Source organism: Bartonella sp. AP21QHHD, from assembly GCF_042196205.1.
Lineage (GTDB): Bacteria > Pseudomonadota > Alphaproteobacteria > Rhizobiales > Rhizobiaceae > Bartonella.
Genome location: NZ_JBHIPT010000107.1, coordinates 1 through 19,468, shown reverse-complemented (window position 1 = coordinate 19,468; position 19,468 = coordinate 1). Strand labels below are relative to the sequence as shown.

Annotated in this window: 26 protein-coding genes; 7 read left to right on the top strand and 19 right to left on the bottom strand. The window is 39.2% G+C overall.

The features are described 5' to 3' along the window. Positions 1-441: 441 nt before the first annotated feature. From ACFIMC_RS06735 to vbhT, 4 genes are all read left to right on the top strand, one after another. Entirely contained in the window at positions 442-603 is a 162-nt protein-coding gene (locus ACFIMC_RS06735; RefSeq protein WP_375633487.1) for a type II toxin-antitoxin system RelE/ParE family toxin, read from the top strand. Next, positions 575-847 (top strand): HigA family addiction module antitoxin, encoded by a 273-nt coding sequence (locus ACFIMC_RS06730; RefSeq protein WP_375634432.1) that lies wholly within the window; start codon positions 575-577, stop codon positions 845-847. The genes ACFIMC_RS06735 and ACFIMC_RS06730 overlap by 29 nt, the downstream gene beginning before the upstream one ends. Before the next feature lie 169 nt (positions 848-1,016). Then, positions 1,017-1,205 (top strand): antitoxin VbhA family protein, encoded by a 189-nt coding sequence (locus tag ACFIMC_RS06725; protein ID WP_375640347.1) that lies wholly within the window; start codon positions 1,017-1,019, stop codon positions 1,203-1,205. Continuing rightward, positions 1,192-2,709: a type II toxin-antitoxin system protein adenylyltransferase VbhT gene (gene vbhT, locus ACFIMC_RS06720; RefSeq protein ID WP_375680750.1), complete on the top strand. Its 1,518-nt coding sequence runs from the start codon at positions 1,192-1,194 to the stop codon at positions 2,707-2,709. The genes ACFIMC_RS06725 and vbhT overlap by 14 nt, the downstream gene beginning before the upstream one ends. A gap of 340 nt (positions 2,710-3,049) precedes the next feature. Here vbhT and virB11 read toward each other — a convergent pair whose 3' ends face one another. From virB11 to ACFIMC_RS06635, 17 genes are all read right to left on the bottom strand, one after another. Next, the gene (gene virB11, locus ACFIMC_RS06715) at positions 3,050-4,102 is read right to left on the bottom strand and encodes a P-type DNA transfer ATPase VirB11 (RefSeq protein ID WP_375633411.1); all 1,053 of its coding nucleotides are present in this window, start codon (positions 4,100-4,102) and stop codon (positions 3,050-3,052) included. A gap of 17 nt (positions 4,103-4,119) precedes the next feature. Beyond that, entirely contained in the window at positions 4,120-5,292 is a 1,173-nt protein-coding gene (gene virB10 / locus ACFIMC_RS06710; RefSeq protein ID WP_375662494.1) for a type IV secretion system protein VirB10, read from the bottom strand. A 27-nt stretch (positions 5,293-5,319) separates the two neighbouring features. Continuing rightward, a complete protein-coding gene (virB9, locus tag ACFIMC_RS06705; protein ID WP_375633409.1) occupies positions 5,320-6,171 on the bottom strand; it encodes a P-type conjugative transfer protein VirB9 in 852 nt (283 codons plus the stop codon). A 2-nt stretch (positions 6,172-6,173) separates the two neighbouring features. Beyond that, complete coding sequence (locus ACFIMC_RS06700; RefSeq protein ID WP_375613221.1) at positions 6,174-6,845, bottom strand: virB8 family protein; 672 nt, start codon at positions 6,843-6,845, stop codon at positions 6,174-6,176. Then, positions 6,842-7,129 (bottom strand): type IV secretion protein VblB7, encoded by a 288-nt coding sequence (locus ACFIMC_RS06695; protein ID WP_375632018.1) that lies wholly within the window; start codon positions 7,127-7,129, stop codon positions 6,842-6,844. Before ACFIMC_RS06695 ends, ACFIMC_RS06700 begins: the two co-directional genes overlap by 4 nt. A 6-nt stretch (positions 7,130-7,135) precedes the next feature. Further along, positions 7,136-8,032, bottom strand: coding sequence for a type IV secretion system protein (locus ACFIMC_RS06690; protein WP_375680749.1), 897 nt, complete (start codon positions 8,030-8,032; stop codon positions 7,136-7,138). Positions 8,033-8,078: 46 nt separating this feature from the next. Further along, positions 8,079-8,459: an EexN family lipoprotein gene (locus tag ACFIMC_RS06685; RefSeq protein ID WP_375645889.1), complete on the bottom strand. Its 381-nt coding sequence runs from the start codon at positions 8,457-8,459 to the stop codon at positions 8,079-8,081. Positions 8,460-8,523: 64 nt separating this feature from the next. Further along, positions 8,524-8,727: a hypothetical protein gene (locus ACFIMC_RS06680; RefSeq protein ID WP_375680748.1), complete on the bottom strand. Its 204-nt coding sequence runs from the start codon at positions 8,725-8,727 to the stop codon at positions 8,524-8,526. A gap of 26 nt (positions 8,728-8,753) precedes the next feature. Next, a complete protein-coding gene (locus ACFIMC_RS06675) occupies positions 8,754-9,173 on the bottom strand; it encodes an EexN family lipoprotein (protein WP_375680747.1) in 420 nt (139 codons plus the stop codon). Between the two features lie 137 nt (positions 9,174-9,310). Then, positions 9,311-9,586 carry an EexN family lipoprotein gene (locus ACFIMC_RS06670; protein WP_375680746.1) on the bottom strand — a complete coding sequence of 92 codons (276 nt, stop codon included), beginning with the start codon at positions 9,584-9,586 and terminating at the stop codon, positions 9,311-9,313. Positions 9,587-9,650: 64 nt separating this feature from the next. Beyond that, positions 9,651-9,854: a hypothetical protein gene (locus ACFIMC_RS06665; RefSeq protein WP_375672739.1), complete on the bottom strand. Its 204-nt coding sequence runs from the start codon at positions 9,852-9,854 to the stop codon at positions 9,651-9,653. A 26-nt stretch (positions 9,855-9,880) separates the two neighbouring features. Then, positions 9,881-10,255, bottom strand: a complete 375-nt coding sequence (locus ACFIMC_RS06660; RefSeq protein ID WP_375672737.1) for an EexN family lipoprotein — start codon at positions 10,253-10,255, stop codon at positions 9,881-9,883. Then, the gene (locus ACFIMC_RS06655) at positions 10,255-10,530 is read right to left on the bottom strand and encodes an EexN family lipoprotein (protein WP_375680745.1); all 276 of its coding nucleotides are present in this window, start codon (positions 10,528-10,530) and stop codon (positions 10,255-10,257) included. The genes ACFIMC_RS06660 and ACFIMC_RS06655 overlap by 1 nt, the downstream gene beginning before the upstream one ends. A gap of 24 nt (positions 10,531-10,554) precedes the next feature. Continuing rightward, the gene (locus tag ACFIMC_RS06650; protein ID WP_375680744.1) at positions 10,555-11,325 is read right to left on the bottom strand and encodes a type IV secretion system protein; all 771 of its coding nucleotides are present in this window, start codon (positions 11,323-11,325) and stop codon (positions 10,555-10,557) included. Continuing rightward, complete coding sequence (locus ACFIMC_RS06645; RefSeq protein ID WP_375680743.1) at positions 11,322-13,682, bottom strand: VirB4 family type IV secretion/conjugal transfer ATPase; 2,361 nt, start codon at positions 13,680-13,682, stop codon at positions 11,322-11,324. Before ACFIMC_RS06645 ends, ACFIMC_RS06650 begins: the two co-directional genes overlap by 4 nt. Next, positions 13,682-14,005 carry a type IV secretion system protein VirB3 gene (locus ACFIMC_RS06640; protein ID WP_375628050.1) on the bottom strand — a complete coding sequence of 108 codons (324 nt, stop codon included), beginning with the start codon at positions 14,003-14,005 and terminating at the stop codon, positions 13,682-13,684. Before ACFIMC_RS06640 ends, ACFIMC_RS06645 begins: the two co-directional genes overlap by 1 nt. Positions 14,006-14,027: 22 nt before the next feature. Further along, positions 14,028-14,375: a TrbC/VirB2 family protein gene (locus ACFIMC_RS06635; protein ID WP_375633398.1), complete on the bottom strand. Its 348-nt coding sequence runs from the start codon at positions 14,373-14,375 to the stop codon at positions 14,028-14,030. A gap of 158 nt (positions 14,376-14,533) precedes the next feature. Here ACFIMC_RS06635 and ACFIMC_RS06630 point away from each other — a divergent pair, with 158 nt between their 5' ends. Further along, complete coding sequence (locus ACFIMC_RS06630) at positions 14,534-15,277, top strand: nuclease (protein WP_375680742.1); 744 nt, start codon at positions 14,534-14,536, stop codon at positions 15,275-15,277. 576 nt (positions 15,278-15,853) lie between these two features. Here the strand turns inward: ACFIMC_RS06630 and ACFIMC_RS06625 are convergent. Both ACFIMC_RS06625 and ACFIMC_RS06620 read right to left on the bottom strand, forming a co-directional pair. Then, the gene (locus tag ACFIMC_RS06625) at positions 15,854-16,297 is read right to left on the bottom strand and encodes a hypothetical protein (RefSeq protein WP_375617902.1); all 444 of its coding nucleotides are present in this window, start codon (positions 16,295-16,297) and stop codon (positions 15,854-15,856) included. A gap of 3 nt (positions 16,298-16,300) precedes the next feature. Continuing rightward, positions 16,301-16,639 (bottom strand): YqjD family protein, encoded by a 339-nt coding sequence (locus ACFIMC_RS06620; protein ID WP_375628058.1) that lies wholly within the window; start codon positions 16,637-16,639, stop codon positions 16,301-16,303. A gap of 1,007 nt (positions 16,640-17,646) precedes the next feature. On the opposite strand from ACFIMC_RS06620, the gene ACFIMC_RS06615 reads away from it, so the two are divergent. Continuing rightward, positions 17,647-18,549, top strand: coding sequence for a MotA/TolQ/ExbB proton channel family protein (locus ACFIMC_RS06615; protein ID WP_375631982.1), 903 nt, complete (start codon positions 17,647-17,649; stop codon positions 18,547-18,549). Next, positions 18,546-19,124: a biopolymer transporter ExbD gene (locus ACFIMC_RS06610; protein ID WP_375680741.1), complete on the top strand. Its 579-nt coding sequence runs from the start codon at positions 18,546-18,548 to the stop codon at positions 19,122-19,124. The genes ACFIMC_RS06615 and ACFIMC_RS06610 overlap by 4 nt, the downstream gene beginning before the upstream one ends. Positions 19,125-19,468: the final 344 nt, after the last annotated feature.

Below are 19,468 nucleotides of genomic sequence, written 5' to 3'. Positions count from 1 at the left end.
GCCCTATGAACATCAAACAGCAATGGTCATTGTGGTTATATCATCTTGATGTTTCTAAGTGCCGCTGCCAATTGGAGATATGATACGCTCCTATTACGTTTAGCTCCTCCTAATTATGAACTTATACTTTTCCAATAATTAGTAGAATAATGAGAAAGAGATGGGAATGATCAATTTTTTTCACGATAGTTCTAATGTTTATAAAGTAAAAAAAGCTATGTGATGTAAAAATAATGAACATTTTTTGTATCTTGGAGAGGTACACTCTATATTCATTTATCATTTTAAGATTTAAACATAAAAGGATTGAAGCCTTCTATAATACTGGTACGACTGAAGGGATTAGAACCGCCCATGCTCAAAAATTAAAGCGTATTCTAAGTGCTCTTGAAGTAGATGTATCGCCAAAAGATTTTGAGTTATCCATCCTTTTGATTACATCTGCTAAAGGGTGATTTCAAGGATTATTGGTCAATTACTGTAAATGGAAATTGTCGCGTAATATTTCGCTTTGATAGCATAGATGTCGAAATGGTTGATTATCTAGATTATCATCAAAAAGGAGATCTAAACAATGATGAAGAATCCTTCACATCCCGGTGAATTATTGCGTGAAGATGTGATCAAAGAGCTTGGTTTATCCTTTAATGAAGCAGCAGAGTGGCTTGGTATATCTCGTGTAGCACTTTCTAGAGTTTTAAATGAAAAAGCCGCTATGAGTGCTAATCTTGCTATTAGGCTTGAAATGTTTGGTGTAAGCACAGCACGTGCTTGGCTTGTTATGCAAACAAATTATGATCTATCAAAAAAATTCCTTAACAACAGTCTCATGATCAAGATTGCATAAAAGAGCTTCAAATGGCAGTTAAGTTTTTGCAACAGAGACGTATACAAGAGCTAAATCATGCGTATGAGCGTACAAGGTCAAAAGATGTAATTGCGGGTAAGACAAGGAATAAAATCTTGTTTCTATAGTCTGTTTGGCTATAATAAATGTAAGCAAATGAGGGTTTTATATGTTGAGTGAAGAGGAAATTAAGCTGCGTCGCATTTATGCTGAAAATGCATTGGCAAGCCAACGTTTAGAGGGATTAGAGCCAGATCCAAAAGTCGTTGAGCAAATGGAACGTGTTATTATTGGAGAGCTCGAAACAAGTGATATCATCAAAGATTATATGGAGCGTGTAAGACGTGGAGAAGTATAAGGGGAGCGGCGATTCTTATACTGATCCTGAAACTGGTGTGATGTATAATCGGCTTGGTATTAAAGACAAAGCCACACTGCAGCGTGTAGAATCTACTATTACTTATGTAAAATCTTTCGAATTTGTACATACTCCTATTGGTGGTAAGTTTGATCTGGATTACATGAAAGAGATCCATAGAAGACTGTTTGGCGACATATATGAATGGGCGGGACAAATTCGTTTAGTGGATATTGCCAAAGGTAATAGTATATTTGCTAGTTATAATCAGATTGAAAGTTATGCACCGAAGATTACACAAAAGCTTGCAAAAGAACAGTATCTGCGTGGTCTTGGCGCTTATGACTTTAGCCAAAGGGCTGGATATTACATGGGCGAGTTGAATGCGTTGCATCCGTTTCGAGAGGGGAATGGGCGTACTCAGCGTGAATTTATGGTGCAACTGGCTCGTGAAGCTGGTTATCATATCAACTGGAAGGGTATTGAGCGACAAGAAATGACACGTGCGTCAATTGAAGCACATTTTGGTAATTCAGAATATCTGTCTGCACTCATCTATAAGAACCTTACCAAGTTTACAGAAAATAAAAGGGATGATGTTTCTCAAGGTATTGGCAAAAATATTGCTTTTGGCGTTGATCTTAATAAAGAGTGCTTGGAACAACAAAAAGAGAAGATTGAAACTCCTTGGGATAGAGAAAAGACAAGTTTTGCTAAACGTCAAAAAGAAGAACTTGAACAATTACAAAATGATTTGAATGTTGTTGCAAAAGCAACAGAACGAGAGCCATACCTTGCGGCTTATATAGATAATTCTAATTTAGAACAGAAAGCGCTTAGCGCTCTTAGGAATGAAAAATCTTATGTTAATATGTTTAAGGAGTTAAACAGTCATTTAGCATCTATTTATAAAGATCCGCAAGCTGCCGCACTCAAGATTGAGCAGACGATTTTAGCAGGTAAAGGCGATAAATTGCCTGATATTTTGGAAAGGGAACCTGATAGAGCGGGTGAACTGCGTGGGTCAGATCGTTTAATCGATAAACTCAAATCTACAGGAAAAGAACGAAAAGAAGCGCTTTCTCATGTTCCTCGTGCACTTTCTTCTATTAAAAAGCTTCAAGCCTTTTATAAGAATTCTTATGAGACACATGTAAATAGGGTTGTACGGGAGCGTGAGCGATTGAAAGTTGAAGTACCTTCGCTTTCACAAGAAGCAGTGACTTTTATGAAAAATGTTGAAGCTGGTCGTGATAGTTATTCAAAGATACCAGAGCAGGTTAATCAAGAGTTTTTAAAGCTACAAAGTGCTTTAGATAAACGTTTTGGACAGGATGGCATTCATAAATATGGTTTTGATTTATCAAAAGCAATCCCCAAAGAACAGTCTTATAATAAAGAACACATAAAAGAGTTTCAAATGGCAGTTAAGTTTTTGCAACAGAGACAACAGGAGAAAATCAACGCAATAGCGCGTGCAAGATCAATAGATATGATACGGTAAGGGCAAGAATAAAACCTTATGCTGTATAAGCCCTATTAAGCCATATGGTAAAAGAGAGGTAATCAAAAGAGGTTTAATATGAGTGTGACAAAAGACGTTGTACGAGCCCGCATAGATAGGACATTAAAAAAGAAGCTGGTGAAATATTAGCAAGTTTAGGACTTACGGTGTCTGATTTATCCGGATTGCTTTGACAAAAGTTGTTGATGAAAGAGGATTGCCGTTTGATATGTCTATTTCTAATGCGGAAACGCTTAAAACTTTTGAAAAGAGTGCAAAAGGATAAGATGTATATTTCGCGAAAGATATGAATGATTTATTTAAGTGATTTCGACAGTTTTTAAAAAGCATCACGGCGTTTGAAAGGGTCGTAATAGATTTCTGTTACACGAAATTTTCCTTCGAGGCGTTTGCATTGGATGATGACATCTATCATCGAGATTAATAAGCCGCGGATATCATCGCGTGCTAAATTACCACCACCGTCACTTTCTTTGACTAAAAGGGTCATTTGCTCAAAGGCTGCAAGTGCTGTTGAGGCGTGGACGGTGGTAATGGAGCCGGGGTGACCAGAATTGACATTACGGATGTAGTAAAAGGCTGTACCATCACGCAGCTCTTGTAGAAGGATTCTGTCGGGGCGCATGCGTAAGCCAGATTCAAGCAGTTCTTTTGCGCCTGCTTTTGCTAAGCCTTGGTTATCTTTTGAATAAAAGAGCTGCACTTTGTTGGCGTGCGGAACGACAAGTTCTGGCGTGTCTTCAATGGTGAGAATTCGTTCATAGTCAGGGATTTTTGCAATCAAAGCTTTGGAGAGGGTTGTTTTCCCGGAACCGGTTTTGCCCGATATTAAGATATTTTGTTGTGTAATAACGGCTCTTTCTAAAAAGGTGCAAAAATCTTTGGCGATAAAGAGATCTGTTAGCTCTTTGTCTGTATCAGAGAGTTCGGATAACCGTTCTGTCATTTGTTGCGTAGGTGTGAAACTGGTGTTTTGGGCGACAGAAAACAGATTGTTTTCATGTAAACTTTCAAGAGAAAAAGTGCGTGATGAAGGTTTACGAATGGTCATGCTAATGGTATTGGCAGCAACTGCTGGAGGCATAACAATTTGTATGCGTTCGTTGTTTGGCAGTGTTGCGGAGAGAACGGGGTTTTCTACACTGATTTTTTGTGTTGTGTAGGCAGCAACAACTTTTGCAATCCCTTCTAGTTCGCTGTAGGTTAGTTCTTTTAAGATGTGGGTTTGCCAACCATTGGGACCCTCAACGATTACTTCGCCAGGGCGATTGATAACAATTTCAAATAAATTGTCATTATTGAGGAAGTCATCTAAGATCTTTAATTTTGTTAAAACGATGGAGGCGCGTTCTGCATTTTTTGCTGATGGCATAATGTGACTTTATTGGCTTAATGAAAAAAGGAATAGCTGGGAGTAGAGCGGTTTCTTTTGCTCTTTACGACTAGTTTATAGACAGAGGAAAAATCGAGATCTTTTGCTACGAAAATGTTGACGAGTTCGCCTTGAAATTTTTCTAAGGTAGGAGGGATGTTGATTTGATTTTCAAGAGCAATACTGGCGGACTCTTTTCCAGTGTTGTTTGCGCCTTCAAAACCGCCACCTCCAGAGTTGTTTGAACCTTCTTTATTGGAATTGCCTACTATTTTATTTGTTAAAACTGTTGTGGCACCATCAATAACGGTGAGTAAAAGGGAAGAGCCAAAGCGTTCCCACCAATGGGTGTTGATGTTGCCATCAAAACCGGCTCTGCCTAAACTGTCGGTTGCGGGTGAGGCAAGGTCGATGATGACACCGGTTGGGGTTTTTGCTCTTGTCCAGAGCACAAAGAGGCGAGATTGACCTTGTTTTATCCCTCCGCGGTATTCGCCAATCACTTGGGTTCCTTTATCAAGCAAAACAACGCGCCCATTGTCAGAGAGGATATCACGGTTGATGATGCAGCTTGCAAAGCCTGGTTGCTCACTGTTTAATGCGGTTTCTAAGATACAGGGAATAGAGGTTCCCATGGCGATGATAAAGTTTCTATTGCCGATGAGTTTTGCTTTTGTTTCTTCTGTTTTGGTAGGCTTTAATAGGGTTGCAAAATTTTGTGTGTCTTGAAGGGCAGGAGAATTTTGCGCATTCGCGAGATTTTCGAGGGCATGGAATTTTTCAAGGGGGTTGAGAGTCGTGTTGACGATGTCTTTTAATTGAGATTTAGAACCTTTGGCAAAAGCTAAAACAGGGGCGCGTCTTGCGGCATCAAGTAGTGGGTCATCTTTTTTGGGTTCTTGTGCGAGTGGTTGTGGGGGTGGTAAGGTTATTGGTGCTATGTTTGCACGCGGGTCAGAGGGCGCGATCTCTAAAGGGGCGAGGGAATTGTGAAAGTTTTGTGCTTGTTTTTTATGAGCTTTTGCGGTGTCTTTTTGTTCTGTGGGGGTGGATAAGATATTCCAGAGCACATAGCCGCAGATTCCTATACAGGCGATTGCGACAACTATTTTTTTGCCAGCGGTTTTGGCGCTATTGTTTTTGCCATCCCCAATAGATCCTCGATCTTCGATGATTGGTTTATCACTCATGTGTTGTCCCCTTCAATTCCCGCTTATTTAAAGATCTGATGCAATTTTACGTTCAACAGATGGTGAGGTTGTTCCGGTATTTGGATTTGTGCCTTTTGGTTGATAGGCTTCGTTAAAGACGCATAGGACGTTTTTTCCCTGTCTTAGGGTGAAGCGTGCGCTAATGGCATGGACAATCACCATGTTGCCTCTTGTGGTTTTGGGAACCAGCGCTTCTGTACCGTCATTGCTGACAATGTAAATGGCAGGGATTTCTTGGTTGTCGGGAAATGTAAATGTTGTTGTTTTGCCATTGTCATAAACAGATGAGGGTTCAAGAGTGATAGAGCCTTGAGCGGTGTAAGCCCAATTGCGTGGTCCGTAGGTTTCAGAAGCGTTGAAGACATTATCAATGCGCTGGGCTTGTTGTTTTTCTTGTCGCATAAGGGCTGCGAGTCTTCTTTGTTCTGCTTCTTCTTGTGGGTAGCGAAATTTCACAAGGAAATATGTTTCTTGTCCAGATGAAATTTCTCCATCTTTGACCATGAGTTCAAATTGATAGGAGCGCTTTGAGCCATCAAGCTTTGTGGTGACGACTTGGAGATTGGTAATGGGTTGGACTTCCCGCGCTTTTAGGAAAAGAATATTGCCAGCAGGGGCGACTTCCCATGCAACGCTGTTGCCAATCGCTACATGGGCAATTTCTTCATTGGGAGAAAATTCTATTTGTACCGATGAGCGTATGGAGCCAATAATTTTTGTGACATTATAGGCATCATAGTTGATAAAGCGAATGCGGCTATCGCTTGGCGCACGAGTGGGAAAAATACTGGCATGGCTAGGCGTTAAAGAAAGGGTAATAGCGATGTTAAGAATGAGAAAAAGAATTTTTTTTGTCATGATCAGTTGACCACTTCCGGATCGGTTCTATATTCACTAACAATAAACCCTAGAGGATTTATCAAACGGTTTTGGACAGAGATAGGGGCATTGATGTATTCAAAGGTAAGTGTTGCAACCCAGTGGGTGATGAATTCTTTGTTGTTGTCGTTGTCATGAATGGTTCTGTAGTAACGCACTTGGGCAACATCGTCATTGATAAAGGAGATTGATTTTATTGTTATTGTAACAGCGGCGTGTTTATAGAGAATTTGAGGACTTTGGGGATTTCTTGCTCCATACCAGCTGGCAAATCTTTCCTGTTCTTCAGAAGAAGAGAGGAGGGAGACGGTTTGGAAGTTGTGTTGTGTTTCTTCTGTGGTGAAGCCTTCACGGGAGCGGACATATTTTGCAGCAAAGTAGCGTGTGATTGCTTCGTCGACATTGGTGGGACCTTCTTTTAAGGCTTCCACAACTTCAGTGATGCCGGTTGAATTGTCGACGCGGATGACAAAAGGTTCCACGGTTTTAAGGGGTGTGAGGGTGATGACCGCGAGAGAAGACAGTATTGCAACAGCAACCGCGATGCCGGCAATGGCAAGCGAGACGCGGGTGGTGCGGCGTGAGGCGAGCATGCGATCTTGATCAAACGAGCGTGCTTCAGCAATATATTGTTCTATATCTTTTTCTTTCATGCTTTTTGCCCGCAATTTTTGTAAGATTTGATTTCTTCATCCGTTAATTTTTGTGCCAGAAGCATTTCCAGCTTGCCTTCTTTTAGGGGTGAAGGGGTGTTGTTACTGATGATAATGGGCGTGGGCGTGGGTTTTTTCCCTTCCCAATTCCACATTGATCTGTTGAGTGGACGTTTAGAATATCCATCACATTTTGGGAGTGACTTCAGTGTGTTTGGTGAAGACACACAGCCACTGAGAAAGAGAAATGGTAAGATAATCCCAATTTTTTTAAATTCCCGCATTTGAACTTAGACCTTTGCTAATGATGCTATTAGTGATCCTATTTTTTTTGCACCGTTCGTTATCGTTTTAGCTCCGCCTGAGCCTGTAAGGGATGCACCCCCAGAGGCTAAAGCGGAAGCCATGCTAGGTAAGTTGAAGAAAAGAAAAATACCACCAATGCCAACCACGAAGAATTCTCCATAGGCAAACATGAGATCTTTAATGTCTTTTGTAAAGACGCTCATTGCAAGATCGATATACATACTACCAAGCAAGATGACTAATATCTGAAGTATGATGAAGTTTGCAACTTGTCCTAACCATGCTTCTGTAAACCTTCTTGTTGATGAAAACATATAGAGGCTTATGAAGAGCGGTCCCACTGATAAGACGAGAAATAAACCCAGCTTAGCAAACATTGTGACGATAAAACCAATTAGGCAAAAAACAGCAGCAATTGTGTAACAGAGCGAAGCATAAAACCATGAAATAAGATACGCACCCAATGCAAGCCATGATGAAGATTTTGTTGCATCAAAAATATGTGAAACAGCTTTGTTTAACAGATCATCCCATATATTTTTATCTGAGTGTATTGTACCTTGTGTGGCATGTGCAATGGCATTAGGCAGACTATTGAAAAATAAATCCCCGATCCACTCATTATAAAGAGCAGCCTTTGTAGTGAGTGAAACAATGATGCCAAGTTTGAAAGCTGTCGTTATAAATTCCCACAGTGGCATGGAAGAACGCCCTGAGATGATATTGTACCCAATAAATATAATGTAAATTGTACAAGACAGCTTAAGTGGAGTACCTAAAGCCGATGAGAGATGTTCAACGGAGTTATGCATTATCTTTACAATAGGTTTAATTAACATATCTTCTGCTGTGATAAAGAAAGCTATTTTTTCGAATGCCATTGCACGTCCATTCTATCTAATTTTTGCAAATATGATCATTTCTGATTCAATTATTATGTTGGTTCTGTTCAGCCTGTTCTTTCGCTTTTTGTTCAGCTTTAGCGCGCTCTTTTGCTTCTCGTTCGGCTCGCAATCTATTAGTGTCAGCTTCAATTTTTTCAAGTTTAGCCTTCATTTTAGCTTTAAATTCTTCATCTATTTTGCGATTATGTTCATCAATCTCTGCCCGACGTTCTTTCTCAAGTTCAGCGCCTGCTACTCTTAGGTTTTCACAATTTTTTGAAGTTCCTATCCCTCCACATCTCGTGACCCATTCATCAAATAATTTTGGATTTTTTTTAAATTCTGCAACGCTATAGGTTTTTTCACATCCAGCGGTGATGAGCCCTGTGCAAAGTAGCAATGTTGTTATGAGAACTTTATTCATAGATATTTCCCCTTCTTTCTTTCAGTTTTTGAGGTTTGAGCATAATCTTTAAATTATGCTTGTGTTATCGGTTTTTATAACCAGTGATGATAAATTTAGGGCACAGACATAATGTTGCCATAAATATATTATAGAGTGTACGAAGCTCTTTAAGTTGAGCAGCTAAAGCGCAATAGTGATGTGTAGTGGTGCTATCCATTGTCTTTGTAAGGGGATCCATCGACATATTGTCGATATAAGAAAATATGCCTTTGCTTTCTACTGCCATTTAGATGCTCCGCTCTTCATTATGTTTTAATGGTTATTTTGTTGTTCTTCTGCCGCGCGCTCTTTTGCTTCTCTTTCGGCTTGTTCTTTTGCTTTTTCTTCAGCTTTTCTTTTTTCCATTTCAGCTTTTAGTTTTTTTATTTCTGCTTGCCTTGCTTGATGCTCAGCTTCCATTGCGGCGTCAAATCTTTCCATCGCTTTACGGTTTTCTTCTTCGCGTTCACGCGCTCTTTCTTCAGCTTTTGCTTCATATTCCTTTTCAAGTTCAAGTTGTGCTAATCTTAAGTTTTCACAATTTTTTGCAGTTCCTGCGAATCCACATTTAGCATTCCACTCTTCCATCAATTTTTTATCTTTTTTAAATTCTGCTACGCTATAGGTTTTTTCACAGCCAGCAGCGATAATTCCAGTGCCAAGTAGCAATGTTGTTATGAGAACTTTATTCATCAATATTTCCCCTTTTTCCTTTCAGTTTTACAAGGTTTGAGCACAATTTTTAAATTATGCTATGTTCTGGTTTTTTATAACCAGTGATGATAAATCTAGGACACAGACATAATGTTGCCATAAATGTTTTTACTGATTTAGTTATTGCCTTTGTCTTGTTCTTTTGTTTTTTGCTTATTTTTATTTCCGTAAAGACTATTATAAAACTCACGAAAGTCTTTTCGCATATTTTCATGTAGTACTATTCGTACGTTTTGGCAGTTTATCGAATCTCCTGCTCCGTCACATCTAGCTGCCCATTCTTGGCGTAATTTTTCATCTTTTTTAAATTCTGCGACGCTGTAGGTTTTTTCACATCCAGCGGTGATGAGCCCTGTGCAAAGTAGCAATGTTGTTATGAGAACTTTATTCATAGATATTTCCCCTTCTTTCTTTCAGTTTTTGATGTTTGAGCACAATCTTTAAATTCTGCTTGTGTTATCGGTTTTTATAACCAGTGATGATAAATCTAGAGCAGCGACATAATCTTGCTATAAATATATTATAAAGTGCATAAAGCTCTTTAAGTTGAGCAGCTAAAGCGCAATAGCGATGTGTAATGGTGCTATCCATTGTTTTTGTAAGGGATTCCGTTAACATATTGTCTATTTTAGTAAATATGCCTTTGGTTACTATTGCCATTTAGATGCTCCGCTCTTCATCGTGTATTAATGGTTATTCTGTTGTTCTTCTTCCGCGCTCTCTTTTGCTTTTTGTTCAGCAAGGAATTTTTGATTCTCTTCTCTCATTTTTTTAATTCTGGCTCTCATTTCAGCCATATCTTTTTCATCTCTTTTGCGATTGTTCTCTTCCGCTTGACGCTCTCTTTCTGCTGCTTGTGCCTGACGTTCCTTATCAAGTTCTAAGAATGCTAACCGCATGTTTTCACAATTCTTTGAAGTTCCTGCAAATCCACATTTAGCATCCCACTCTAAGCGTAAATTTTTATCTTTTTTAAATTCAGCGACGCTATAGGTTTTTTCACATCCAGCAGCGATAATTCCAGTGCCAAGTAGTAATGTTGTTATGAGAACTTTATTCATTATTTATTGTCCTGTTGTTTTTCGGACTCTTTTTGTTCTTGATTATCTTCAAGAAGTTCATTTGCAAGGTTATGGTAATATTCCTTTTGAAGTTCAAGTTGTGCTAATCTTAGGTTTTCACAATTTTTTGCAGTTCCTGCGAATCCACATTTAGCATTCCACTCTTCCATCAATTTTTTATCTTTTTTAAATTCTGCGACGCTATGGGTTTTTTCGCAACCAGCAGCGAGAAGCGCTGTGCAAAGTAGCAATGTTGTTATGATGATCTTGTTCATATTCAAGCCCCTCTTTTCTCCCGTTTATTGACCACCGAGTTTTTTGGCATAATCTGCATATCGCGCTGCAAATTCTTCGTAAGCTCGTTGTTCGGCAGCTTTGTATTCTGCTTGTTGAATCATCGCAGCGGCTTGCATTTGGAGAACTTGTGTTTGGAGTTTTGCTTGTATTGCTGATAATTGTGCTTGAATGCCTTGAATTTTACCCGCATCTTTAGTACTTCCAAGTTCGTCAAGGAGCTTGTTAATAGTTTTTTGTGTTTCACTGGCTTCTTCGTAGACGTCTTGGCCTTTGGCTGCCTGTCCTACCGTGTCCTGTTCGGCTTTTTTCACTTCTTGTGCGTAAAAAGCATCTGCTGCCTCTTTTGATCCAGCACCCCCTGAGGGCTCTTTGTATTTAAGTTCTTCTTGCCATTTTTGCGTGTTTTTGCTGCCGCCACCGCCGCCGCCACCGCCACCACTGCCCATCGATTGTTGAAAGTGGTTAAAATCTGAAGGAAGGGCGCCACTGCTCCCTTGCTTGTTAAACATGTCTTTCAATCCCGAAATGTCAGGCTTGACATTTAGGGAGTTATATAATTGTTTCGCTTGATCGAGTTGGCTCTTTAATTGGTCAAGCTGTTGTGCACCTTGTTGAATTTGTTCTTGCAATTTGTTAAGTTGTTGTGTGCCTTGCTGGACTTGTTTCATTATTTGTCCTACAGCCGCGGGATCATATACCATGATAGCGAATGCATTTGTTTGAAAGCCAAATGAAGCTGCATAGACGGCTGTTGCCAATAAAAGTTTTTTCATTGTTTTGACCTTTCTTGAAAAATAGGAAGCCATTTTTCTGGAGATTGTCCAACTTCATCCATAATGGTCTCTAGGAGTTCAATATTCTTGGTGGTGCCACTTAAAATGGCTATTTCATCATCAAAGCCGCGTAAATTCAGTTCTGCTACAACTGAACTTTGTCCTTGTTTGATGAGAAAACGCCGTGACTCACGGCTTAATTCTGATTGTATCAGGTTAAATTCTCTGTCCGATAATTTAAAACCTTCTACATAATCCCCATGATTGCCCTTTTGATTGGGAAAATAAATCTGTGTGGGGCATTGCTCTATAATGGTGTGGGCAATGGTCGAATTGATCGCATCTTTGGGAGATTGCGTTGCAAACAACATCAAACCATTTTGTTTACGGATAGTTTTCAGCCTGTCTTGCGCAAAGGCTTTAAAGGAATCATCCTCTAAGGCTTTCCAAAACTCATCAATGACAATGATAATACGACGCCCATCAATCAGAGACAAAATCCTATGAAAAAGATACATCATTAATGGGGGACGAATTTCATTATTGTCTAAAAAATCCGTCATGTCATAACCAATAAATTTTGCATCAATGCCAATGTCGTCATCAGGATTGTCAAAAACCCACCCTAAGGCATTGCCTTTACACCATCTTTCTAAACGACCCGCTATCCCCTCCCTGTGCGTGGTGTCAAAAAACATTTGTAAGGCAGAGATCGTCCGTTGTTCTTTTGGCAACAAGGCAAGCTGGTCAACAGCCGCCGTAATGTCTTGTCTTTCTGATTCACTGATCTTTTGATCTTCAGACGAAACAAGCTTTATAATCCATTGGCGTAAAAAAACTCTATCTGCTGGATTGTTATAGTCTAAGCCTTTTAGCGGTGCTATGCCTGTCGGTCTACCATTCTTCAAGGGCATATAAGTGCCGCCACCCGCTCTGACAAAAAGTTCTGCACCCCGATCTTTGTCAAAAAAGACCATATTGGGATCATGCTTTTGAAGTTGCGCTAAAAGAAAATTGACAATAACCGTTTTCCCAGAACCAGAGGGACCACAAACAAACGTATTGCCTAAATCTCCAAAGTGAAAGTTAAAATAAAACGGTGAACCAGCAGAGGTTTTCATCAAGGCTACCGCTGGTCCCCACACATTGCCATCTATTTTTCCAACCGGAAAAGAATGAAATGGAGAAAGCGCTGCATAATTGCGGCTTGTTATTGCACCAGAGCGGGTGCGATAAGCATAATTGCCAGGCAATTGTGCCCACCAAGCTGCTGCTAACCCTAAATCTTCCCGCGCAATCACAGCCCCACCATCTGTAAGACGAGAACGCGCTTTGGCAAGATTATCCGCTAACTCTTGCGGCGTATCAGCAAAAACTGCCAATGATAAATGATGCTCCCCTAAAACAAAACGATTGGATTCAAGATCATCAAGCGCATCATCCAGTTCCATAATTTGTGAACCTGCTCGATCTCCTGCATTGACCATTTGATTCTGTTTGCGCCCCATAATCTGTTTGGCAGCATTTTTGCTCTTGAAAATAAAAGATTGGGTGAAAATAAATTCAAAGGGAAGGGTGAGCAAACCATCCGCCATGCCTACCCTGGTTTTTGCTGGATATTCTTTCCAACCAAACATGCCCGCAAACCGCTGTGCCGCCTCGGTGCGTATTTCTATGATCTCTTTCCCAAAAATGAGACGGTCTGAGTAAACAGTCGAAGCTATCGTCCCCCATGTGAGAGGGATCCGTTCACGACGACCTCCCACCAATTGGTGGATAAACTCACTTTGCTGCGAATAAATATTACCTTCATGTTCATAAAGGCTCAGTCTTTTTGCACCATAACGCTCTAAATTTTGAATAAGATCTGTGGTAATATCTTCAAGCTTGCGAATGGACTCTGCATCAACTTCTGTCTTTTCTTGCTTGGCTTTGCCTAAACGTTTGAAAAATTCCACTAATTTATCCGTTTGATCAACGTGTGGATTCCACAAAATCGAAAGATAAAGATCATTGCGATAAAGCTCCTGTGAAACCATCCGCTCGCGATATTTATCATCTAATTGCTTGGCAAATGCCGATCTGAAAGTCCCATCCGGATAAATCGTTTCACGCTTTCTGATAATATGGCTATAAAGCGCTATCCGTTCATCCGCTATGTTTTTAAAAAGATTATTGAGTTGTTCGTGAAGCACATTCAGATCAATAATATCCGCTGTCTCAAAGTTAATGCCTTCAAGTTTAATAACGCTCATGAGAGCGCGTGAATCCAGCGCAATGATGTGTTTGTTGACATGGCGCACGTAAGGGATAATCGCCTCTGGCTGCTTTTCACGTTTGCGCTCTGTTCTATTCATTATAATTCCTCATAATTACGAATTAATCGTAATGGAGAAATACTTCCCCCACCCCATAGACTCGAATTTCTGGCAAAAATACTTGTTTTTTGCCATGTCAGAAGAATACGAAATTTGTTATGGTCATGCTTTAGGATTTCCTTGAATATGAAATGCAGCATCACACCAAAGGTTAGAAAAAAAATATTGCCTGCCATAATGAACAATATCATCGTTCCTATCCCATTTAATCCCATAGCTTCCACCGTCACGCCCGCAATCATTGCAGGGCGCGTGCAAGCAAGAAATAACGTATCTTCTGTTAGCTTGTCGTGCTCTTTCATGGCTTTGAAAGGCAAAGTTTAATTAGGAAAGCATTGATACGATTTGCGATGCACCCATAACAATGCCGATGCCAACACAAACAAAAAAAGCTTTACGCATTTCAACATAACCAGCAATCCATGCAAGCCCAATACCAGCAACCGCAATCGTCGCAATCGATTTTGCAATGTTTCCTGTTAAAGCTTCAATTATTTTTTTAAGCGCATCGTCAACTTTACCAAAGTCACCTGCGGCAAATGCTGGCTCACTCAGTGCGATGAAGGCAATAAACAGCATCAATGCTGTTGTTAACCATTTCTTTTGGGTGTTGGATAGAATAGTTTTTTGTAAGGTATGTTCACAACTGAACAAATTATTCATGTTTTTCATGAAAAATTCCCCGCTTTATGTTTAAGTTGATAGAAAAATTAATATTCAAAATATTATTTAGGAATCATATAAATGAAAAAAATAAATTTTTCTATCGATAAATTAATAATATTTAATCTTTTATTATTTAATAAACAAAAAATATAGTAATATTCAAAATGATACTTTTAAAATATCTTCGAGCAGCGCCTAAATATATTGTCTTAATTTTTATTATTATTTTAGGATACTTTTATTTAATTAAAAATAATGAACAACTTACTCAAAATTCTTTTTTAAAAGGATCAGAAAAGACAATAGAAAACCCCGTTCAAAATCCGAAGTCACAATTGATAGATTATGCAAACCAACAAGACGCAAGCCAACAAAATGTGGTATTGCATCCAGAACCAATCGCATCACAATTTTATGAAGAAAATGTGCCGGTCTATTCCGGTGCTATACAGGTCACAAGTGGTGTGACCTTTAAAATGATCACGCTCGTGGATGATGGATGGAGAAAAAAGATTATCCGTGATATCCGCTTATATGGTGTGGAAAGCTGTGAAACACGACAATTTGCCTCACGCAACGGAGTTAAGTGGCCATGTGGTGCTTTTGTTACTGCTTGGCTTGTCTCAAAAACAATCGATAAAAATGTTACTTGTCGGCAAGCACGTGTCATTCAACAGGTTCATTATGCACAATGTTTTGTAGATGGGGTTGATCTGGCACGTTTGGGGCTGGCAGAAGGGTTGATGGTGTTGACAAAAGATCAGCATCATTTTCCATCCCCAGCAGACTATAAAACTCTACAATCTGCTGCTCAAAAAGCACAAAACGGTTTATGGTCGAGCCAATTTCAACAACCAGAAGATTGGCGAAGAGATCATGGGAGCTATAATCCCATTGACCATTATTGATAAAGCGTCCTCTTAAGCGCTATTTAAAAATCAAGACAATATTTTACTGCAAATCTTATCAGAAAAAAGTTAATTATAATCCACGCACTCCTTGGTGGACAATGTTCGTTATGGAAATTTGTTGTGTTTAAAGCTCGCTTACGCATATAGGTTGCTCACTACAGCGCTATGGGAGAGCGCGTTTTTTCCCCTAAACAAAATAGTCATTGTAACAAACATGAGTGTTCAGAAAATATGAACACATGCAAACTACTGATGTGACCTTTGGTCATGAAAAAAGGCTTATGAAAAAATAGAGAAAAGGTAAAACTGAAAATACCTTGCCTTCAAAAAACAACCAATTGCTTCAAATCAAACCAGAACTTTTAATGCAAGCTTTGCCTCATGTTGCTATGTTCATGAAACATGGGGACATCTGAAAGGGAAGCGGTTCTATGGAATTTTTATCCAAAATGAAGGGGATTTTTTCAGGCTTTTGAAGAAGCTAAAGAGGCTATGAGGAAAAAATGTGCTTTCTTTTGTTATAAAAGAAAGCACATTGAGGGGGGGGGATTTAGAATGACAGTTTTACATATTTTACTCTGAAAAGCGGTCTTTTTTATCTTTTTTCCACAGAAAATAAGTTGCAAGTCCGAGTATGGGAACACTCAATTTGGCAAAAGGGAGATGTTGACTGAGAGCTGCAAGGCTGGAAACGGTCGCATCTGTCATGAGTTTATGGCGTTGTTCTTCTGTCTTTTTTTGTTGGTCATAGCGTTGATAAGTTTTGAGAATGCGACTGATAATAAGACCTAATCCCGCAAGAGAAAGACAAATTAAAAACATGATACTAGCGGCGGCAAGAGGCTTCATAACAGAACATAACGCAATAAAACCGATGGTACATAAAAAAAGCAAAGACATGAAGAATGAAATGCCAATAAACCCATAGAAAATTGCTTGAAGGCGTACTTGCTTGACTGTGCTTTTAAGCCCTCCACCGACAAGATGGTTTAAAAGAGGAGCGATAAACTTATGCATTGCTTAACGACGTAGTAATTGAGAAAGAATAAAACCAACCCCTGCGGCAAACAAAACGCTTTTGCCAGGATTTTTGCGAACGCATTGATTCATGGTTTGTTCAAGATCACTGATTTTATCTTTTGCTTGAGACATCATGTCTTCACCACTTTCTTTCGCTGAGTGATATAGTTTTTCTGCTTTGTCTTTGGCGGCGTTGAATTTGTTTGCACCAAGATCTGTTAGGGTTGAGGTAATCCCTGAAATTTCAGTGCGTAACTTTTCTAATTGTCCTTGTAGGTCTTTTTGTTGGTCTTTTTCTACGGCTGATTTATCGTGCTGTGTTGTTTTATTATGGGCCATGGTATTTTTCCCTCTTGATTCATTATATTTGTATTGGTGTGTTCATAGTGATCATTTGCATTGGAGTGAAAATTTTCACTGCTTGAGTAACGCCAAAAGCTTTTTTTGGTTCCTTTCATTTTGTTGAATTTAAAACTGTTTTTGATAAAATAAATATTTCCTATATGATATGCTTTGTCTGTAAAGGGTCGCATCTGTTGAGAATTGTCTTATGCTTTTGCAGTAATTTAGCACCATTCTTCAGTTTCTCGTGGCGCAGTTTTTTTATAAAAGTTTTTTAAAAAGCGTGTTGAGGTTTATTTTTTAGGCTTGTGACAGGTAAAAAACATCGTTGTTGCGATTTTGCGGCAGAAATAATGTCATTTTTATGCTTTTGAAGCAAAGAAAAAGAAAAGAATATTGCGGCTCTTTGCTCTCTATGTATTTGGGGGCAACATGCGCTCCCCATGATACTTTTGGTCAGTTTAAGATATTGCGATCGTTCTTTTTTAAAAACGTAAGGTATATTTTTATTTTAGGATAGGAGAGGTACTTTAGTGTAGGGGTTGTTAGAGATGTGCATGTCCTTTTCTTTAAGAGTTTTATGATATTTTTGCTGCTTGTTTCATGTAAGCAAATATTTTGTTGGATTTAAAAGAGCCGCTGAAATGAGAGAAGCTTTGCGATATGAGAGATTTATTTAACAGGAACGATGATAAATTATTCTTATAAATTAAAATATTATATGCGATACTTCTTGTAAGTTTATCATTTTGCCTAATTTATGCAATAAATTGATTGGGTAAGATAAACTTGTTGAATTGTTAGAGAAAAATTTCTTGAGTAATTTCTTTAGAATTAAGAGAGAGCTTGTGAAATAAAACTATACTTGATTTATCAAGTTTTCTTTCTTAAGAGGAATACACAAGTGACGTTAAAAGGGTCGTGGCATTGTGGAACAGTGATGCTATGCGGGGTGACGATCCAGCTCATAAATAAAGATAAGAGCACAAGAATGTGAGATAAAAATGGAATCTGAAACAGTCCCTTTAGATAAAACAGTCCCTTTAGATAATATGTCTTCTGTATTGACAGTGCATGATTTTTCTCCTCTTTCTATGTTTATGGCTGCTGATTGGGTGGTAAAAGCCGTTATCATTATTTTGTTACTTGCTTCACTTGTGTCTTGGACAATTGCTTTTGTGAAAATTGTTGAGATCACTTTGGTAAAACGAAGAGTACGTCATGAACTTCAATTGGTTCTAAATGCTCAGACTCTTACGCGTTTGGCAGCTAGTTTGAAAGAAAGCAAAGGGGCTGGTGTGTTTTTTCTCAAAGAAGTCCTTAAAGAAGTGTATCTTTCTGCACAACAGGTTCATTTTTCTGCTCCTGAAGGGATAAACGAAAGCTCTGGTGAAAAAAACAGTGAAGGGGAAAGGGCACAAACGATTGAAGATATTCTCTTTTATGAGGAGAGCAATCAATATGAAGATGTTTCCCGCGATGTTCGCGATGCTAGGGTTCGTGATGTTCATGAAGGTTTAAAAGAAAGGGTTCATTCACTTTTGTCACGCTGCTTGCTGGCTGCTACACGCCGTGTTGCATGTGGAAGTGCTGTTCTTGCAACTATTGGCGCAATTGCTCCTTTTGTTGGTCTTTTTGCAACTGTTTGGGGAATTATGAATTCTTTTATTGGGATTGCTCAGTCTCAAACAACGCGACTTGATGTGGTGGCGCCTGGAATTGCTGAAGCCTTATTCGCAACGGCTGTTGGGCTTTTTGTGGCTATTCCCGCCGTTGTTATGTATAATAGCCTTATGCGTGCTTTGAGTGGTTATCGCAGTGATTTAGGTGATATCGCTGCTGCTCTTGAAAGGCTCTTGAGCCGTGAACTTGATAGACAAAGACAACAGAAAAGTCATAAAAAATGAAAGCAAGCCTTAATAATGATTGGGATATAGACGAGAGTGGGTTGCAAAGCGAAATCAATGTGACCCCTTTTATTGATGTTGTATTGGTGTTGCTTATTGTTTTTATGGTTGCTGCGCCTTTGGCAACATCTGCCATTTCCGTTCAGCTTCCTTCTATAACTCAAGCACCTTCAGTGGTTCAGTCTGATGAACCTCTTTATGTTACGTTGCAAAAAGATCGTTCTCTTTACATTGGTGATCATCTTGTAGAACAAGCAGCTTTGAGAGAAGCTTTGTTGAGGGAAACTACGCAAAATTTAGAGGCAAAAATTTTAATCAAAGCGGATAGCGAAATTGATTATGGTACTGTCATCGATTTATTAAATCAAATACGCATGGCTGGATATAATAAAATCGGTCTTGTAGGATTGCAAAACTCTACCAATCTTGTCTCAAGAGGTGAGATCAATAATAAAACAACAGGGGTAGCGGATGCTGCTGTCGATGGAGCGGGTGGTAACGTTGTGGGGCGTGTGGATGCCGTAACAACGAGCCCTGCGGGAAACGCTAATATTCCAGCCGATGTCTCTGATTAGTGATAAAAAAACAGCCTTTGTTGCAGGAAGCAAAGCATATTACTCAAAGTCGTAGAGTGAAATTGATGAGGGTTCCGTGGATTTATTAAACCAAATACGCATGGGTTTGATATTATGCAGGGGGTTCATATATTGAATCGTTTTTTTTAGGATTAAGCTCTACTCATCTTGCCGCAAGAGGTGCGATCAAGAAAAATAGCCAAGGGCGATTGTTGTGTGTCTTAATACATCTTAAAGCCTTTTTTGCGACGCTGTTCGTAAAGGGTATATAAAAAGCAAGTAAAATAAAATAGTTATGTCTAATATGGGGGAATAGGTGAATCTTGATTCTATTGAGTTTTTTT

Excerpts from the sequence above, each read along its gene's own strand:
- ACFIMC_RS06650 (WP_375680744.1), bottom strand. The coding sequence starts at position 11,325 with ATGAAAAAACTTTTATTGGCAACAGCCGTCTATGCAGCTTCATTTGGC.
- ACFIMC_RS06695 (WP_375632018.1), bottom strand. The coding sequence starts at position 7,129 with ATGCGGGAATTTAAAAAAATTGGGATTATCTTACCATTTCTCTTTCTC.
- virB11 (WP_375633411.1), bottom strand. The coding sequence starts at position 4,102 with ATGCCATCAGCAAAAAATGCAGAACGCGCCTCCATCGTTTTAACAAAA.
- ACFIMC_RS06730 (WP_375634432.1), top strand. The coding sequence starts at position 575 with ATGATGAAGAATCCTTCACATCCCGGTGAATTATTGCGTGAAGATGTG.
- ACFIMC_RS06670 (WP_375680746.1), bottom strand. The coding sequence starts at position 9,586 with ATGAATAAAGTTCTCATAACAACATTGCTACTTTGCACAGGGCTCATC.
- ACFIMC_RS06640 (WP_375628050.1), bottom strand. The coding sequence starts at position 14,005 with ATGAAAGAGCACGACAAGCTAACAGAAGATACGTTATTTCTTGCTTGC.
- ACFIMC_RS06635 (WP_375633398.1), bottom strand. The coding sequence starts at position 14,375 with ATGAAAAACATGAATAATTTGTTCAGTTGTGAACATACCTTACAAAAA.
- ACFIMC_RS06610 (WP_375680741.1), top strand. The coding sequence starts at position 18,546 with ATGAAAGCAAGCCTTAATAATGATTGGGATATAGACGAGAGTGGGTTG.
- ACFIMC_RS06680 (WP_375680748.1), bottom strand. The coding sequence starts at position 8,727 with ATGGCAGTAGAAAGCAAAGGCATATTTTCTTATATCGACAATATGTCG.
- ACFIMC_RS06660 (WP_375672737.1), bottom strand. The coding sequence starts at position 10,255 with ATGAATAAAGTTCTCATAACAACATTACTACTTGGCACTGGAATTATC.
- ACFIMC_RS06665 (WP_375672739.1), bottom strand. The coding sequence starts at position 9,854 with ATGGCAATAGTAACCAAAGGCATATTTACTAAAATAGACAATATGTTA.
- ACFIMC_RS06655 (WP_375680745.1), bottom strand. The coding sequence starts at position 10,530 with ATGAACAAGATCATCATAACAACATTGCTACTTTGCACAGCGCTTCTC.
- virB9 (WP_375633409.1), bottom strand. The coding sequence starts at position 6,171 with ATGACAAAAAAAATTCTTTTTCTCATTCTTAACATCGCTATTACCCTT.
- ACFIMC_RS06690 (WP_375680749.1), bottom strand. The coding sequence starts at position 8,032 with ATGGCATTCGAAAAAATAGCTTTCTTTATCACAGCAGAAGATATGTTA.
- ACFIMC_RS06615 (WP_375631982.1), top strand. The coding sequence starts at position 17,647 with ATGGAATCTGAAACAGTCCCTTTAGATAAAACAGTCCCTTTAGATAAT.
- ACFIMC_RS06685 (WP_375645889.1), bottom strand. The coding sequence starts at position 8,459 with ATGAATAAAGTTCTCATAACAACATTGCTACTTTGCACAGGGCTCATC.
- ACFIMC_RS06630 (WP_375680742.1), top strand. The coding sequence starts at position 14,534 with ATGATACTTTTAAAATATCTTCGAGCAGCGCCTAAATATATTGTCTTA.
- virB10 (WP_375662494.1), bottom strand. The coding sequence starts at position 5,292 with ATGAGTGATAAACCAATCATCGAAGATCGAGGATCTATTGGGGATGGC.
- ACFIMC_RS06620 (WP_375628058.1), bottom strand. The coding sequence starts at position 16,639 with ATGGCCCATAATAAAACAACACAGCACGATAAATCAGCCGTAGAAAAA.
- ACFIMC_RS06725 (WP_375640347.1), top strand. The coding sequence starts at position 1,017 with ATGTTGAGTGAAGAGGAAATTAAGCTGCGTCGCATTTATGCTGAAAAT.
- ACFIMC_RS06700 (WP_375613221.1), bottom strand. The coding sequence starts at position 6,845 with ATGAAAGAAAAAGATATAGAACAATATATTGCTGAAGCACGCTCGTTT.
- ACFIMC_RS06645 (WP_375680743.1), bottom strand. The coding sequence starts at position 13,682 with ATGAATAGAACAGAGCGCAAACGTGAAAAGCAGCCAGAGGCGATTATC.
- ACFIMC_RS06625 (WP_375617902.1), bottom strand. The coding sequence starts at position 16,297 with ATGCATAAGTTTATCGCTCCTCTTTTAAACCATCTTGTCGGTGGAGGG.
- ACFIMC_RS06675 (WP_375680747.1), bottom strand. The coding sequence starts at position 9,173 with ATGAATAAAGTTCTCATAACAACATTGCTACTTGGCACTGGAATTATC.